The sequence below is a fragment of the Anaerobacterium chartisolvens genome, from assembly GCF_003337415.1.
Classification (GTDB): domain Bacteria; phylum Bacillota; class Clostridia; order Acetivibrionales; family DSM-27016; genus Anaerobacterium; species Anaerobacterium chartisolvens.
On sequence record NZ_QPJT01000012.1, the window covers coordinates 91435 to 108919 of the forward strand.

At 43.8% G+C, this 17485-nt stretch carries 11 protein-coding genes; 6 read left to right on the plus strand and 5 right to left on the minus strand.

Annotated features, from left to right (window positions below):
- Window positions 1-191 precede the first annotated feature (191 nt).
- Both gltB and DFR58_RS11670 read left to right on the plus strand, forming a co-directional pair.
- The gene (gltB, locus tag DFR58_RS11665; protein WP_114298026.1) at window positions 192-4778 is read left to right on the plus strand and encodes a glutamate synthase large subunit; all 4587 of its coding nucleotides are present in this window, start codon (window positions 192-194) and stop codon (window positions 4776-4778) included.
- Between the two features lie 20 nt (window positions 4779-4798).
- On the plus strand, window positions 4799-6283 hold the full coding sequence (locus DFR58_RS11670; protein ID WP_114298027.1) for a glutamate synthase subunit beta: 1485 nt from the start codon (window positions 4799-4801) through the stop codon (window positions 6281-6283).
- A gap of 75 nt (window positions 6284-6358) precedes the next feature.
- Here DFR58_RS11670 and DFR58_RS11675 read toward each other — a convergent pair whose 3' ends face one another.
- The 5 genes from DFR58_RS11675 to DFR58_RS11695 all read right to left on the minus strand — a co-directional run bounded on the left by DFR58_RS11675 (window position 6359) and on the right by DFR58_RS11695 (window position 12504).
- Complete coding sequence (locus tag DFR58_RS11675) at window positions 6359-8014, minus strand: ribulokinase (RefSeq protein ID WP_114298028.1); 1656 nt, start codon at window positions 8012-8014, stop codon at window positions 6359-6361.
- Window positions 8015-8043: 29 nt separating this feature from the next.
- Window positions 8044-9102 carry an NAD(P)-dependent alcohol dehydrogenase gene (locus tag DFR58_RS11680; RefSeq protein WP_114298076.1) on the minus strand — a complete coding sequence of 353 codons (1059 nt, stop codon included), beginning with the start codon at window positions 9100-9102 and terminating at the stop codon, window positions 8044-8046.
- Window positions 9103-9216: 114 nt separating this feature from the next.
- Window positions 9217-10041, minus strand: a complete 825-nt coding sequence (locus DFR58_RS11685; protein WP_114298029.1) for a carbohydrate ABC transporter permease — start codon at window positions 10039-10041, stop codon at window positions 9217-9219.
- 1 nt (window position 10042) lies between these two features.
- Complete coding sequence (locus tag DFR58_RS11690; RefSeq protein ID WP_114298030.1) at window positions 10043-10942, minus strand: carbohydrate ABC transporter permease; 900 nt, start codon at window positions 10940-10942, stop codon at window positions 10043-10045.
- Window positions 10943-11085: 143 nt separating this feature from the next.
- Window positions 11086-12504, minus strand: a complete 1419-nt coding sequence (locus DFR58_RS11695; RefSeq protein WP_114298031.1) for an ABC transporter substrate-binding protein — start codon at window positions 12502-12504, stop codon at window positions 11086-11088.
- Between the two features lie 890 nt (window positions 12505-13394).
- On the opposite strand from DFR58_RS11695, the gene DFR58_RS11700 reads away from it, so the two are divergent.
- From DFR58_RS11700 to DFR58_RS11715, 4 genes are all read left to right on the plus strand, one after another.
- Window positions 13395-14621, plus strand: coding sequence for an ROK family transcriptional regulator (locus tag DFR58_RS11700; RefSeq protein WP_114298032.1), 1227 nt, complete (start codon window positions 13395-13397; stop codon window positions 14619-14621).
- 140 nt (window positions 14622-14761) lie between these two features.
- Window positions 14762-15529 (plus strand): SDR family oxidoreductase, encoded by a 768-nt coding sequence (locus tag DFR58_RS11705; protein ID WP_114298033.1) that lies wholly within the window; start codon window positions 14762-14764, stop codon window positions 15527-15529.
- A gap of 20 nt (window positions 15530-15549) precedes the next feature.
- Window positions 15550-16392 (plus strand): transketolase, encoded by an 843-nt coding sequence (locus DFR58_RS11710; protein WP_114298034.1) that lies wholly within the window; start codon window positions 15550-15552, stop codon window positions 16390-16392.
- A 2-nt stretch (window positions 16393-16394) separates the two neighbouring features.
- Window positions 16395-17336 (plus strand): transketolase family protein, encoded by a 942-nt coding sequence (locus DFR58_RS11715; protein ID WP_114298035.1) that lies wholly within the window; start codon window positions 16395-16397, stop codon window positions 17334-17336.
- Window positions 17337-17485 lie beyond the last annotated feature (149 nt).

The following is a 17485-nucleotide window of genomic DNA, read 5'->3' on the forward strand; positions in this document are numbered from 1 at the left end:
TTAAAATAGATAATGCTCTTTTTGAAGGATTGATTTGATAATTATTCATTTTAAGTCTGACCTATTTATCATAATTAACTTACAGACTGGTGGAAAAATCCCCTAAAGGCATGGCACTGATGCAGGAGGCCAAAACAGGCCCCTGCTTTAACATAAAAATATAACAATGAAGTTTAGAAAGGTTGCTTGACATGAAACTTAATGGAATACCTCCTAAGCAGGGACTTTACGATCCTCAATTTGAACATGATGCATGCGGTATGGGTTTTGTGGTAAACATCAAAGGTGTAAAATCCCACCAAATCGTACAGCAGGCATTGACCATCCTTGTTAATTTGTCTCATCGAGGCGGATGCGGCGCGGAAGCCAACAGTGGAGATGGTGCGGGAATTCTTATTCAGATTCCTCATCTGTTTTTTAAAAAGGAATGTCTAAAAGCAGGTATTGATTTGCCTTCGCCTGGGGAATATGGCGTTGGAATGGTCTTTCTGCCATCCGATGCAAATAAGCGTTCAGCCATTGAAAAGCTTTTTGAACGTATTGTTAAGGAAGAAGGACAGAATTTTTTGGGTTGGAGAGACGTCCCCGTAGACGATTCCTCCGTAGGAGCGTCGGCTAAAGCCTGTATGCCCTTTATGCGCCAGGCCTTTATAGGCCGCAGCCCGAATTTAAAGGATTCAATGGCATTTGAAAGAAAACTTTATGTAATAAGAAAGCTTTGTGAAAAAAGTGCTATAGATAACAACGAGCATTTTTATATTGCCAGTCTTTCCTCTAAAACAATTGTATACAAAGGAATGCTTACCGCAGAACAGGTTGATTCCTTTTATACCGAACTGGCGGATGCTTCTGTGGAATCTGCGCTTGCGCTTGTGCATTCCCGCTACAGCACAAATACTTTCCCAAGCTGGGAACGCGCACATCCTAACCGTTACCTGATTCATAACGGAGAGATTAACACACTAAGAGGTAATGTAAACTGGATGTCTGCCCGTCAGTCGATGCTTAAATCGGACTTATTCGGGGACGATATCTCAAAGATATTCCCTATTATCAACCCAGACGGAAGCGACTCGGCAATGTTTGATAACTGCACGGAGTTTCTCGCACTGGCAGGGCGTTCGCTGCCACATGCCGTCATGATGATGATACCTGAGCCGTGGTCAAACCACGAAAGCATGAGTGATGAGAAAAAGGCCTTTTACGAGTACCATAGCTGCCTTATGGAGCCATGGGACGGTCCTGCGGCCATGGGCTTTACAGACGGCTCTGTTGTCGGTGCCGTGCTTGACAGGAATGGCTTACGCCCCGCACGCTACTATGTTACGAAGGATGACCTTGTTATAATGGCATCGGAGGTCGGCGTTCTTGATATTGAGCCTGAGCGCGTGCTTTGCAAGGAACGACTTCATCCCGGAAGAATGCTTTTGATAGATACTGTCGAGGGCAAAATTATAAATGATGATGAGCTTAAAGAGAAGATGTCGGCACAGCATCCCTACAGGCAGTGGCTGAATGAAAATTTAATAACGCTTGAGGATCTTCCAACTGCTCCTCAGATGGATGAACCAGATTACAACACTACTATTATACGCCAAAAGGCCTTCGGTTATACCTATGAAGACCTTAAAACAGTACTAGGCCCTATGGCCAAGGATGGGATAGAGCAGATAGGAGCTATGGGAATAGATACACCTCTTTCTGTTTTATCGGAAAAGCCGCAGCTTCTTTACACTTACTTTAAGCAGCTTTTTGCGCAGGTGACCAATCCTCCCATTGACGCTCTTCGCGAGGAAATTATTACTGCAACGGAGACCATGATGGGAAGCGAAGGGGATTTATTAACTCCGTCCCCTCAAAGCTGCCGCCAAATAAAGCTGAAATATCCCGTTATAGATAACGGAGAAATGTCTAAAATACTGAACATAGACAAAGATGGCTTTAAGACTTGCCGCATTCCTATGCTCTTTAAGGTTTCCGAGGGAGAAAATGGCCTTGCGGCAGCTCTTGAGGACATATTTAAAAGCGCCAGTGAGTCTATATCTCAAGGTTCAAACATACTTGTACTTTCCGATAAGGGCATGAACAAGGACTATGCGCCCATTCCTGCCTTGCTTGCAGTTTCGGGTCTGCACCACCATCTTATTCGTGAGGGTACCCGTACGCGTATAAGCATTGTTGTTGAAACAGGTGAGGCCCGCGAGGTTCACCATTTTGCGCTGCTTATAGGCTATGGAGCGTCAGCGATTAACCCATACCTTGCATTTGAGAGTATAGAGTCTATGATAAGTCAGGGTATGCTTACAGATATCAAGCCTGATTATGCCATAGGCAAATATATAAAGGCTTCTGTAAAAGGTGTTGTAAAAACATTATCCAAAATGGGTATTTCCACTATACAGAGCTATCAGGGCGCCCAGATTTTTGAAGCAATAGGCATCCGTCAGGAGGTTATAGACAGGTATTTTACAAAAACCCCCTCCCGTATAGGCGGAATAGATTTGACTATTATCGCCAATGAGGCGATAAAGCTTCACAGCAGCGCATTCAGCAGCCATGTGGCAGAAGAAGGCACTCTTGACTCAGGAGGCAACACCCAATGGCGCAAAGACGGCGAATACCATATGTTTAATCCAGAAACAATTCATACGCTTCAGTACGCGTGCCGTACGAATAATTATGGACTGTTTAAGGAGTATTCGCGTCTTTTAAATAATGAAAGCCAGAAGCTGTGTACCTTACGTGGGCTTATGGAGCTTAAAACGCTTGAAAACCCCATACCAATAGATGAGGTTGAATCTGTTGAGTCGATATGCAAGAGGTTTAAGACAGGAGCTATGTCCTATGGCTCTATAAGCAAGGAAGCTCACGAGGCTATGGCAATAGCCATGAACAGAATCGGGGGCAAGAGCAATACCGGAGAGGGCGGAGAGGACGTCAGCCGTTTTACTCCCGACTCCAATGGCGATTCGCGCTGCAGTGCAATCAAGCAGGTAGCTTCAGGCCGTTTTGGTGTTACAAGCCACTATCTGGTGAATGCAAAAGAGATTCAAATAAAGATGGCTCAAGGCGCAAAGCCCGGTGAAGGAGGCCAGCTTCCGGGAAGAAAGGTATATCCGTGGGTTGCCAAGGTAAGGCACTCAACCCCCGGGGTAGGGCTTATATCCCCACCGCCTCACCACGACATATATTCCATAGAGGATCTTGCCGAGCTTATTCATGATTTAAAGAACGCAAACCGGGATGCAAGAATAAGTGTAAAGCTTGTTTCAGAAGTAGGGGTCGGAACTATTGCGGCAGGAGTTGCAAAGGGACGCGCCGATGTTGTTCTGATAAGCGGATATGACGGAGGAACCGGAGCATCGCCAAGATCCAGCATAAGACATGCCGGACTTCCTTGGGAGCTGGGTCTTGCCGAAACACATCAGACACTGATTTTAAATAACTTGAGAAGCCGTATTACGGTGGAAACAGACGGCAAGCTCATGACAGGCCGGGATGTTGTAGTAGCTGCACTTTTAGGAGCTGAGGAATTCGGATTTGCAACCACTCCTCTCGTTGTTCTGGGATGTGTTATGATGAGAGTCTGCAACCTTGATACATGTCCTGTCGGAGTGGCTACACAAAACCCCGAGCTCAGAAAGAGGTTTAGTGGTGATCCCCAGCATCTGGTTAATTTCATGCACTTTGTTGCACAGGAAATGCGTGAGCTTATGGCAGAGCTTGGCTTCCGCTCAATTGACGAAATGATAGGGCGCACTGACAAGCTGGAGGCAAGGAAAATTGAGGATCACTGGAAGGCTTCAGGAATAGATCTGTCCCCGCTACTGTATCAGCCCCATGTTTCGGCAGATATCGGCAGATATTGCCAGATAGAGCAGGATCACGAGCTGGATAAGACCCTTGATATGAAGGAATTGCTGAAAATATGCAAGCCGGCACTTGAGAATGCTGAAAAGGTGACTGCAACGCTGCCTATAAAGAATATTAACAGGGTTGCATGTACAATACTGGGGAGTGAGGTATCTAAGCGTTATGGCGGAGACGGACTGCCCGAGGATACTATTTCACTTACCTTTAAAGGCTCGGCGGGCCAGAGCTTTGGAGCCTTTGTACCCAAAGGCATTACAATGACGCTTGAGGGTGACTCAAATGATTATATAGGAAAGGGGCTGTCCGGAGGGAAAATAATTGTATATCCTCCTAAGGAATCCCCATTCGTACCGGAAGAAAATATTATAGTCGGAAATGTAGCATTTTATGGTGCTACAAGCGGCGAGGCATATATACGCGGAATAGCAGGCGAACGCTTCTGTGTAAGAAACAGCGGTGTGCATGCTGTTGTAGAGGCTGTAGGCGATCATGGATGTGAGTACATGACGGGAGGAAAGGTGCTTGTTCTCGGTTCTACAGGACGCAACTTTGCAGCCGGTATGTCAGGTGGTGTTGCGTATGTTCTTAACCGCACGGGAGACTTCAGCACAAAATGCAATCAGGAAATGGTCAGCCTTGAAAGTCTTGAGGATACCGAGGAAATACTGGAAGTTAAAGCAATGCTTGAAAGACATCTTAAATATACAGGCAGCGGCTTAGCCGACAGAATCCTTTCCGAATGGCATAAAACCGTTCCTTTGTTTGTAAAGGTTATGCCTAAGGACTATAAGAGAATGCTTCAGGCTATAAAGCAGATGCAGGATGCGGGCTTAAGCGGCCAGGATGCTCTTATGGCGGCGTTTGAAGCAAACAATAAGGATGTTGCCCGTGTAGGTGGCAATTAATTAGAATTGGAGGAAGTACAATGGGTAAACCAACTGGATTTATGGAATATAAGCGTGAGCTTCCCGCAGATCGCCCTCCTCTGGAGAGGATAAAGGATTGGAAGGAATTTCACCTGCATCTGCCGGAAGAGGCACAGCGCAATCAGGGAGCACGCTGTATGGACTGTGGAATACCTTTTTGCCATACGGGGATTTTGCTGAACGGAATGGCCTCAGGCTGTCCTATAAACAATTTAATTCCAGAGTGGAATGATCTTATATATAAGGGACTATGGAAAGAAGCCATCGCGCGTCTTCACAGGACAAATAATTTTCCTGAATTTACGGGAAGGGTGTGTCCTGCCCCTTGTGAGGGCTCCTGTACCGTAGGAATTAACGAGCCTCAGGTAACCATAAAAAACAATGAATGCACTATTATTGACAGAGCCTTCTCGGAGGGCTGGGTTATACCCCAGCCTCCGGTATCCCGTACCGGAAAGAAGGTTGCTGTGGTAGGCTCAGGGCCTTCGGGGCTGGCGTGTGCAGCTCAATTAAACAAGGCAGGCCATCTTGTCACAGTATTCGAGCGTGCCGATAGAGTTGGCGGGCTTATGATGTACGGCATACCAAACATGAAGCTGGACAAAGCTGTTATAGACCGCAGGATTGATATAATGAAGGCTGAAGGCATTGAGTTTGTTACAGGCACAGAGATAGGCAAGGATTATCCTGCCGAAAAGCTCCTTGCAGATTATGATTCGGTAGTGTTGTGCGGAGGGGCTACAAAGCCCCGCGACCTTCCCATAGAGGGCCGTGAATTAAAAGGTGTCCATTTTGCTATGGAATTCCTTCATGCCAATACTAAGAGCCTGCTTGATTCTGCTCACGCAGACGGAAACTATATAAATGCAAACGGTAAGGATGTTATAGTTATAGGAGGAGGGGACACGGGAACAGACTGTGTGGGTACCTCTATCCGTCATGGCTGCAAAAGTGTCACGCAGCTTGAAATTATGCCTTCTCCCCCCTCTGAAAGACAGAGTGACAACCCCTGGCCTCAATGGCCCAAGGTTTATAAAATGGACTACGGTCAGGAAGAAGCAGCAGCTCTGTACGGAGCAGATCCGCGTCAATATTGCATTACCACCAAAAAATTTGTGGGTGACGGCAATGGGCATGTAAAAGAAATTCATACAGTAAAAATAGAATGGAAGAAGGACGGTGCCGGACGTTTTGTCCCCGTTGAAATTCCCGGAACAGAAAAGGTAATGTCTGCCGGACTTGTGCTTCTTGCGATGGGGTTCCTTGGTCCGGAGGATACTGTTTTAAAGCCGCTTGGTGTGGAACAGGATGCGAGATCAAACGTTAAGGCTGCTTACGGCAGCTTTGAAACCAATATTAAAGGAGTCTTTGCCGCAGGAGACATGCGCAGGGGGCAGAGTCTTGTTGTGTGGGCTATAAACGAGGGCAGAGCGGCGGCAAGAGAATGCGATAAGTATTTAATGGGAAGCACGGTGCTTCCGTAAAAACAACGGCGATACAAACTAAGAAATGCTTCCTTCTTAAGGAAGCATTTCTTAGTTTGTATCGCCTGTATTTCTTTATGTGACTGATTCTACAAAGCCGCCAAGCACAAGGTATTTTTGGTACTTCTCCTCGTACCTTGCAAGGTTGCCGGCAATGGGGTAATAATTTGCTTCGAAAGGCTCGCACAGTGCCCGCTGTGCCGTAGGTACATCGGGGTAAAAGCCCGCCGCGACTGCCGCATATATTGCCGCGCCAAACGCACAGGTCTGCTCCTCATTACAAACCATAAGCGGCCTTTGCAATACGTCGGACATCATCTGCATTACAAAAGGTGATTTCTTGGCTATTCCCCCTACCATTATAATGCGTTCTATCTTAATGCCGCTGGCTGTATATTTGTCAAATACATGTCTGGAGCCAAATACCGTACCCATTACCAGCGCATGATATATCTCCGGTGCCGTGCTTCCAAGGCCAAGATTCATTACGGCAGCTTTCAGCTTGTCATTTAGGTTGGGGTACCTTCTGCCGTTAAACCAGTCCAAAGCAATTATGTCAGTATCATTAATCAGCATTGCCTTTTGTTCCACTTGCCGGATGAGGCTAGCGGCTGTTTCATTAACAAGCCTTTCTCTGGTCTCACTGTCAAGCAGCTGGGATTTATTTATCAATTCGCGTACGGGCCACATCAGAATACCCGCAAACCATGCGTAAACATCGCCGAAGGCCGCCTGACTGGCTTCTATTCCTATATATCCCGGAACAATTGAATCCTCCGCCTGTCCGCAATATGCTCTTAAATCCTTTCCTTCAACATTCTCCGAAGCCTCAATAAGCATGTCAACGGTGGATGTGCCTACAACCTTGACCATTGTACGCAGAGATACGCCTGCACCTACTGCACCCGCATGTGCATCAAATGAACCTCCTCCTATTATAGTGTCCTGAGGGACACCCAATCTTTCAGCCCACTCCCTTGTAATCACTCCCGCACACGTACCCGCGGGCTGGGGCTTGCTCCCGTACCGATCATAGACCAACGCCAGATACGGATCAATGCTCTCTAAGCATTCTCTATCGGGAAGCCCGCCGAAATGGCTGTTCCATAAGGCCTTATGCCCCGCGGCGCAAGATCCCCTGTACATGGTTTCCGGATCAGTCTTTCCAATCAGAAGTGATGGCAGCCAGTCGCAATGCTCCACCCACATCCAGGCTTTTTCCCTTATTCTTTCATTTTTCCTGATAGTTCGCAGTATTTTGGACCAAAACCATTCGGACGAATAAATACCCTGATACATTGTATAATCGATTTTAGCATTGGAAAAAGCCTCATTTATTTCCTTAGCCTCCTCAACCGCCGTATGATCCTTCCAAAGGTGGAACATGGCGTCCGGATCGTCTGCAAACTCCTCAAGCAGGGCTAATGGAACTCCTCTTCTGTCCACAGGGCAAGGCGTAGATCCCGTAGCATCAATGGCAATGCTTCGGAGTTCACCCCTCCTGTTCTCCCCAAGCTGCTCCATAACAGAATTCATGCATTGTACAAAGCTTTCAATATAATCCTGCGGATGCTGCCTGAACTGATTTTTTGCAGCATCACAATACAGCTTTTTCTGCCATCTGGGATAGCTGCAAACAGCCTTTACAAGCCTTTCGCCAGTCATGGCATCAATAACTATAATACGTACCGAATCACTTCCAAAGTCAGCACCTGCAACAAGATTCCTCATTCTGCGCCATTCTCCTTTGTCAATTTGCCTTATTTTGCATCCGGGCTGATACGGACAACACACTTCATTACGGTATCCTTGTTATTAATGGCATTCTCCATAGCAGTCTGGATATCATTAAAATCATAAATATCGGATGCAATTTTTCTTAGCGGAATTATGCCGCCGGATACAGCCTCAATAACCAGTGGATAAATATTTCTGTAGCGAAAAACCGTTTTAACTGTAACTTCATTGTCAATAATCCAGTTTACATTCATTTTAGCTGTTCCGTCCTTTGTATAGCCCACCAGAGTAATGGTGCCTCCGCGCTTTACCATTTTTGCAGTCTGGAATATACTTACCTCTGAGCCCGCTGTTTCAAAAACAAATTCCGCCCCGTCGCAGGTAAGCTCAAGGATCTTTTTCACCGCGTCAGTCTCAGAAGCATCTACAATATTTGCAGCCCCCAATTCCAAAGCGCGATCCAGCCTGCTTTTAACAAGATCTACAACAGTGATGTTCCTGATTCCCATGCTTTTAAGAGAAAGCATTGTTACAATGCCTATACATCCCGCCCCTATTACAACAGCATTAGAGCCCACTCTGATGCCGGACTGCATTACGGCGTGCATTCCTACTGCCAGAGGCTCCATAAGCGCCCCTTCCATTGTGCTTACATTATCGGGAAGCTTATAGCAAAGATTTGCCGGATGAGCTATATACTCTGCAAAGCAGCCCTCAACGACAGGCAGTGAAGCATAGAAATATACATTGCGGCAAAGATTATATTTTCCGCTCTTGCAAAATTCACAGTGCCAGCATGGCACTCCCGGCTCAACGGCAACACGGTCTCCAACCTTCAAGCTGCTTACATTGCTGCCAACCTCCGCTACAATACCGCCGGGCTCATGCCCAAGTACCATAGGCTCCTTCACATAATTTTCTCCTATATATCCATGCTCAAACAGGTGCATATCTGAACCGCATATACCGACATACTCCAATTTAACCAGCACACAATCGGGCTTAAGCTTCGGTATCGGTTTTTGTTCAAAGTCAAACCTTCCGGGTTTATTCATCATTGCAACCTTCATCATACCATCCATACCGCCCACTCCTTCTATACCTTTCATATCCATAAATATACCTCTTAACCGGCCAAGCTCTATACAATACTCAGCCAAAGGCTTACTGCTCACAGTCTGCTCCCGATATTTACCCTATCCCTTGACAGCTCCGACTGTAAGCCCCTTTACAAGAGCCTTCTGGGTAAAAAATCCAAGAATTATCGGAATAAAAACTACAATAGTGCCTGCGGCACACATCTTTGCCCAAAAATATCCCTGTTGCGTTAAAAACCTGTTTAGGTAGACGGTTAGTGTTGCCGCTTTGTTATACGTCATGTTAACCGCAAAGAAAAATTCATTCCATGTAGTTATAAATACCAGCATTGCCGTTGAAAAAATGCCTCCCTTTATCAGAGGAAGTATAATCTTAAAAAATGACATAACGCGGTTACAACCATCTATATCAGCAGCTTCTATAAGCTCAAAGGGCACATCCTCAAAAAACGTCTTGACCAGCCATATCATCAGCGGCACGCCCGCACCGACATATAAAAGCACCAGTCCCGTTCTTGAATCAATAAGCTTTGTAAAATTTAGCGCAAGGTAAATAGGAATTACAACTGCCACAGCGGGAAGCAGTGTAGTAGTTATAAACCAGTAATAATAGCTTTGGGCACTCTTCAGCTTTCCGTATGCTATGGCATACGCGGCAGGCACCGCCAGCAACACGGCTATAAGCACCGTAATAACAGTTATTACGCTTGAATTGAAAAGATGCAGTGTAAGCTCATTTGAAATAACTGCCCTGTAATTTTCAAAGGTAGGCGTAAAAAACAGTTGAGGAGGAGCAACCTTTTCCTCCGGTTTGAATCCTGTAACCGCCATATACAGTATAGGAAATGAATAAAGCAATGCAATAATCCATATTGAAACATTAACGATATGCTTTCCCATTCTCTTTTTTAATGATATATCCATATCAGGCCACCCCCTTTTGTCTGCGCCTTATAAGGTTGAAAAAGCTTTGAATTACAATAAGGGTAATAGCTACGGTTATAACTGCAATTGCGGCCGAACGTCCCATCTGCCAGTCATAAAACGCTGTGCGGTAAACATAATACGGTAGGTTTGCCGATGAAACTCCCGGCCCTCCCTGTGTCGTTACAAATACAAGGCCAAACACTTTTAATATATTAATAAGTCCGAACATCATACCAACCTCAAAATAACTCTTAAGCATAGGTATCTTAATATAATACAAAAGCTTCAGTCCATGTGCGCCATCTATCTTTGCGCTTTCAAGCACATCCTCCGACAGATTCTGCAGGCCCGCCAGAAGGATCATAAACAAAAATGGAGTCCACTGCCACACTATCAGAATTATAATAGTCACTAAGGAAAGCTGACTGCTGAAAAATGCAACAGGCTCTATACCAATCCATTTAGACAATACCATGTTTATTCCGAAAGACGGACTTAACATCAATGTTTTCCATATAATACCAGTTACCGACTCCATAACAAAATACGGAACTATGATAAAGGAACGCGCAATGTTTATCCCTTTAAAGCTTTTACTGAAGAGCAAAGCCAGAAGAAAGCCCAGCACGGTACACAAAACCAGTGAAACAGCGGATTGAACAAGACTGTTTATCAGCACGCTGTAGAATTTGGAATCAGTAAATATATAGGCATAATTGTCAAATCCGGCGAAGGTTACAGGTATATCCGGCCTTTTAACGTTCCATTTTAAGAAAGAAATAATTATGGTCATCAAAAATGGGATCTGTGTCACAACCGCCACAAAAATTACAGCAGGTAATAAGAGGTATCTGATCGGACTCTTTTTGGGTTTCACTAAGGTTTTAGTTGTCTGCATTATTGAGCTCCACCCGCTTTCAATTTATTTTCTGTTGTCATTTACTCTACGGCGTGAGCGTTTATGATCACGCCGTAGAGCTTTGCTGACGGATTAAATATCGTTTTGAAGGTCTTTTTTAAAATCCCTTAAAGTAAGGTATTTTATTTTATATAGCCACCGTCCTTCATAGCCTGTAAGGCCACTTTCTGGCTTTCTGCAAGAGCATTGTCAATAGACTTTCCTCCCGATACATAATCTGCAAGAAGCTGTCCGACCTGTTCACCTATGCTTGCGTATTCGGGAATGTTGGGCAAAGTATTGCCGGTATACGGCGTTTGTTTTACAGCCTGCTTGTCAAAGGACGCGCCGGACAGAGATTTTAAAGTAATGTCGGCAAAGCTTGCGACCTTTTGGTATTCAGCATCCTTATAGGTTGAGGTACGCGCGCCGGAGGGGACATTGATCCAGCCCTTCTTTTCGGCAACAAGCTTTACATAGTCCTTGCCGGTAACCCAGGTAAGATATTTAAATGCAGCGTCCTGATTTTTGCTTGAAGAAGTAATAGCCAGTCCCCATCCGCCTATTGTCTGAGTGTTTCCCTTGCCGGGGCCGCTTGGCGACAGGGCGTAGCCCATCTTGCCCTTGATAGGTGAATTGTCAGCCTCGAAGGTTGCGGCAGATACCGTAGCATCATAATATATTGCGGCATTTCCGCTTGCCATAAGATTCAACGTCTCGGTATACCCATTTGAAGTAACATCCTTTGCACCGCATTCTGTCTCAAGCTTTTTATAAAATTCCCACGCAGCTTTCATTTCAGGTGTCTGCAGCTGTGGCTGCCAGTTCATGTCAAACCACTGCGCTCCATATCCATAGAGAATTGCTCCGAAGGTATACATATTTTCACCATAGCCGGGCTTTCCGCGAAGAGCCATACCGACTATGTTCTTTGAAGGGTCGTGAAGCTTCTTTGCAAGCTGGTAAACCTCTTCCCATGTAGGTTCTTCAGGCATTGTAAGCCCGGCTGCATCAAAGAGATCCTTACGATACATGATCATTGTACTCTCACCGTAAAGGGGAATGGCAGCCAGTCCCTTTGTTGCAGAAGAATAAGCAGGGATATTGGCTTTGATAAGATCATCAAAATCATATGCGGTCTTATCGGCATCGGACATTTTGTCAAATAAGGGCTGAAGCTCGGTTGTCCACCCATTATCAAGATAAGTCCCTATGTCATTCGTACCAAGGGTGACAAGATCGAACTGTCCGCTGCCAACCGCAACATCCTGTTGTATTTTGGATCGTATGTCATTCTCAGTCAGCATTACATAGGTAACCTTAATACCGGTTTCTTTAGTAAACTCACTTGAAAGCTCATTCATAGTAACCATAGGGCCATTGTTAACAGATGCCACAACCAGCTCGGTGCTTTTTTTAGGCTGATCAGCCGTTGTTCCTTCAGGAGTAGTTGCAGATGGATTTTGCTCATTTTGCCCCGACCCACAGCCTGCAAACGATACGGCAAAAATTGCCAGAGATAAGATAATCAGGCTCAAGGATTTGAAAAATTTCTTCTTCATTTTGATACCTCCATTTATAAGTTTTTTAGTTTATATATTTCGCACACATAAATGGGCCCAAAATATGTATGCGGAATAAAGTCACTGTCTATCAGACAGCAACAAAATCCTGATTGTAAATAGCTTTATGCATTAAGAACAAAAATAACCAGAATAACTATAAATCAGATAATCCATATAAATTTATAAAATTCAGCAAGGCAGTCAAAAAGTTAGATTTCTTTAGTTGTTTTTATAAAAGATAAAATATTTGTGATACCGGGGAATTTGTTAACATATAATTGTTTCCTCCCGAATATAAAGCAATTGATTTGTTTTTAAATTTTTTATTTAGTTTATTGATTTAACTTATTTCGCGTCTATAGTTTATATACTATCACATTTTTACTAATTGTCAAGCAGTTTTAAATCTATTATTTGTGCAATTTGATGAATTAACATAAATATCAGGCTTGCATTTGTTTATTTAATAAACCTATTTTTTTGTTGGACTCTGTGTTTATATTATTATGATTTACAAAAAATCTTTTTCCTGTGGTAAAAGCATGTATTTTTTAAATATATTTAGTAAGCTTTTTTCCCATGTTCTTATGTAAGTTTATTTGAAATAAAAGTTTATTGGGTAAACTTTTTAAACGCTTATATAACATTAAATAAAATATGCAAAGCCAAGAATAGCATTGTCTCAACAAATATATTGTAAATGGCCTCTATATAAGTATACTTTAGGACAGTCAAAATTATTATGAAAAAATAGCTTGACAAAAAAAGCTTTATCCAATATCATAAAAATATAAGTTAAATAGTTTATACGATTAACAAATATTTCGTGTCTGGTGACAAAAATAATTTATTAATTTTATTATTTTTACGAGAAGAGGCATAGTTGCATGAAATTGGGCGGAAATTCCGAGGATATGCGTAAAAAAAACCGGTGTACGGTTCTTCAAATTTTATTAAGGAATGATAGCATCTCGCGTGCTGATCTCGCAAGACAGACAGGCCTTAATAAAGCTACAATCACTAATATTATAAATGACTTTACCCAAATTGGTATAGTCAGGGACGCAGGCTCTGTGATTGCCAGCAACGGTCGTAAAACTGCCGGCATAAGGCTTGATATGCTTGATGTCGTTACTCTGGTTATCCGTATCAACCGTTACGAAATAAGCTTTGCATTTTGTAATATTCATGGAGACATAAGTGACTTGAGAAAAGAGAATTTTGCAAATGACGACGGCATTGATACCATATTGGAGCTTCTTCGCAAAAACACGCAATATTTGCTTGACAACCGTAAAGAAAAAAAGGTAATGGGGATATCTATAGCTATATTAGGCTGGTTGTTTAGGTATGACGGACATATAATCGCAAAGACCGACGGCTTTCCGGAATTAAGCAAGGTTGATTTCAGGGAGAAAATGTCCAAAATGTTTCCGGATTATCATATAATGCTTGATCATGATGCCAATTTAAGCGCACTTACGGAATGGAATGCTTACACCAAAAATTCAGAAACTGCTGCGGGGTCAATGCTGAGCATAATTGGAGGCATTGGTTTTGGTGCCGGTATAATAATAAACGGAGAGCTTTTTCACGGCAGCAATGGTGTAGCAGGTGAGGTCGGGCATATGGGAATCAATTTTAATGCCGTCAATTACAGCCCCAACAGCAGCAGCCAATACCGCGGAACTTTTGAAGAGTATGCCTCACCTCGCGCCTTGCAGAATAATATTTTGGACAGGCTCATGGATTTCCCTGAAACCTCGCTAAATGATAAATCGGGGTTAGACGATATATATGAAGCATATGAGCAGGAAGATGAGCTTGCCGTGTGGGCAATGAACCGTATGTCCCGCTTGCTGGCCTATGGTCTTACAGGACTTATATTTATCATAAACCCCGAGGTAATAGTGCTTGGAGACAGGATTATTCACAGTGAGCGTTTTTTGGCAAAGCTGAGATACCACCTTCAGGAGTTTCTTCCAAGTGTACTCTACGACAGGCTTGATCTTAGAATATCCGAATTTAATGAATCGGGAATTCTAATCGGTGCATCAATCGCAATGACAAAATATTACTTGGAAACTTTTAAAATAATCGATTTTATTATTTAGAACAAAATATTCTTTCAGGGATAGCATTTCTTACTATTCTACTCAAGTATTATATTATCATGCCATGTTATATTATGTAAATATATCATAAAAATTACAATTTTAATGTTTTATTATACAATTTAAAAGGAGTGATACTCATGAGTATTCTGGATTATTTTATGTTAACTGACAGAAAGGCTGTGGTTACAGGAGGAATCAGAGGAATAGGCAAGGCATCTGCAATTGCTCTTGCTGAGGCAGGCGCAGATGTTGCAATTCTTGATATACTTGAAGACAGTGAGACGGTAAAACAAATCAAGGAGCTTGGAAGAGAGGCTTTTTCCATCAAAGTGGATCTGACAAAGGAATCAGAAGTAAACGAAGCCTTTGCACAGATTAAAAATGAATTCGGGCGCATTGACATAGTTCATAACAATGCAGGCATCGCATACTGTGTAAAGTGTGAGGACATGACTTTTGAGGAATGGCGTAAGGTAATAGCTATAGATCTTGATGCTGTATTCCTTGTAGCCAGAGCTGCGGGAAGGTGCATGATAGCCGATGGAAACGGCGGTTCAATTATAAACACCGGCTCAATGTCCGGAATTATCGTAAACTATCCCCAGGAACAGGTTGCATATAATGCGGCAAAGGCAGGTGTAATTCATCTGACAAAATCTTTGGCATGTGAATGGGCCAAGCACAATATAAGGGTAAATTGCATAAGTCCCGGATATATCTGTACGGATATGACTCCCCCCACTTCAAACAAAGCATGGATGGACACATGGTTTGCAATGTCTCCTATAAAGCGTCTGGGTACGCCTAATGAACTGGCCGGCGCGGTTCTTTATCTTGCAAGCAGTGCTTCGTCCTTCACTACCGGCTGCAATATAGTTATCGATGGCGGTTACTGCTGCTATTAAATAAAGAAAGGATGATTACAATGAATGCACAGAGAGCTAGAGAGCTTGGCGGTATTGCCCAAAACTTAAGAATAACAGGCCTTAAAATGGTTCAAAGCGCCCATTCCGGGCATATAGGAGGCGCCTTTTCCCTTTCGGAAATTATGTCTGTTCTGTATTTTGAAAAAATGAATATTCGTCCCGAGGATCCGCAATGGGAAGACAGGGACAGATTTGTTCTTTCAAAAGGCCATGCAACGGTGGCTCTATATCCTACCCTTGCTACCCGTGGTTTTTTTCCCATTGAAGACCTTAGCACCTTCAGGAATATAGACAGCTACCTCTCGGGGCACGCTGAGATGAAACACGTACCCGGTGTGGACATGTCTACGGGCTCACTGGGCCAGGGCCTGTCAACAGCCGTAGGGATGGCTCTTGCCGCTAAACAGCTTGGCAAAAAATACACCACCTATGCAATACTTGGCGACGGTGAAATTGCCGAAGGTCAGATATGGGAAGCCTTCATGTTTGCAGCAGCCCACAAGCTCGACAACCTCATAGTAATTTTAGACTCAAATAAGGTACAGCTTGACGGAACCATCGAAGAAATCCTTAATACGGGTGATATTACAAAGAAATTTTTAAGCTTCGGATTTCATGTAATATCTATTGACGGGCATGATGTACAGCAAATTGCCGCTGCTATCGACGGGGGCAACGCCACAGAGGGAAAGCCTACAATTATAATAGCCAACACGGTTAAAGGCAAGGGTATTTCCTTTATGGAGGGCAAATCGAAATGGCATGGTAAAACTCCAAATGATGAAGAATTTAAAATAGCCTTTGAAGAATTATATAATAAAAATCTTAAACTGGAGGGTTGAAAATGGCTGATAAAATAGCAACAAGACACGCATATGGAGAAGCATTGTCCGAGCTCGGGAAGGAGCCTAATGTTGTCGCGCTTGATGCCGACGTTTCAACATGCACAATGTCATGCATGTTTGGCGAGAAATATCCTGACCGTTTCTATAATGTAGGTATTGCGGAAGCCAACATGGTTGGAATCGCCGCCGGTATGTCTACTCTTGGGCAGATCCCCTTTATCCATACCTTTGCGATGTTTGCAGCCGGAAGGACATATGACCAGATCAGGAATACCTTGGCCTACCCCCATCTCAATGTCAAAGTAGTAGGAACTCACGCAGGCCTGACCGTGGGAGAGGACGGTGCTACACACCAATGTCTTGAGGATCTCGGGCTTATGCGTGCTATCCCCGAAATGGTTGTCATCTGCCCCTGCGACGGAAATGAAACAAAGCAAGCCGTGCGTGCAATAGCAAGCTATAACGGGCCCTGCTATTTAAGGCTTGGGAGGCTGGCCGTTGACGTTGTCACCGAATTCCCCGGCTATAAATTTGAAATAGGTAAGGCCCAATCTTTAAAGGACGGCACGGATGCTACCATAATTGCAACCGGAATAATGGTGCAAATAGCACTTAAGGCTGCCGCAGAGCTGGAAAAGGAAAATATCAATGTCCGAGTCCTTAATATGCATACTATAAAGCCTATTGACAAGGATGCTATTATAAACGCGGCAAAAGAAACGGGGGCCATTATAACCGCCGAGGAACACAATGTTTTGACAGGCCTTGGAAGCGCCGTCAGTGAAGTTGTCACTGATACTGTTCCCGTTCCTGTCTTGAAAGTGGGCACGGAGGATACCTTTGGCAAATCGGGCAATGCCGAAGCACTAATGGAGAGATTCGGTCTGAACAAGGAAAATATAATTGAAAAGGTTAAAAAATCCATTTCTATGAAAAAATAACAATGCTTTTTTTATAAAGTTTCCGTACCTTTTCTCATAGCAAAGGCGGCATATCCAAATCTTCATCGGATATGCCGCCTTTGCTGCTATATACTTCAGTTGTTAACTTGATGCCAAAGCCAAAAGCCCTTCTCAAATCTGTTTTGTGC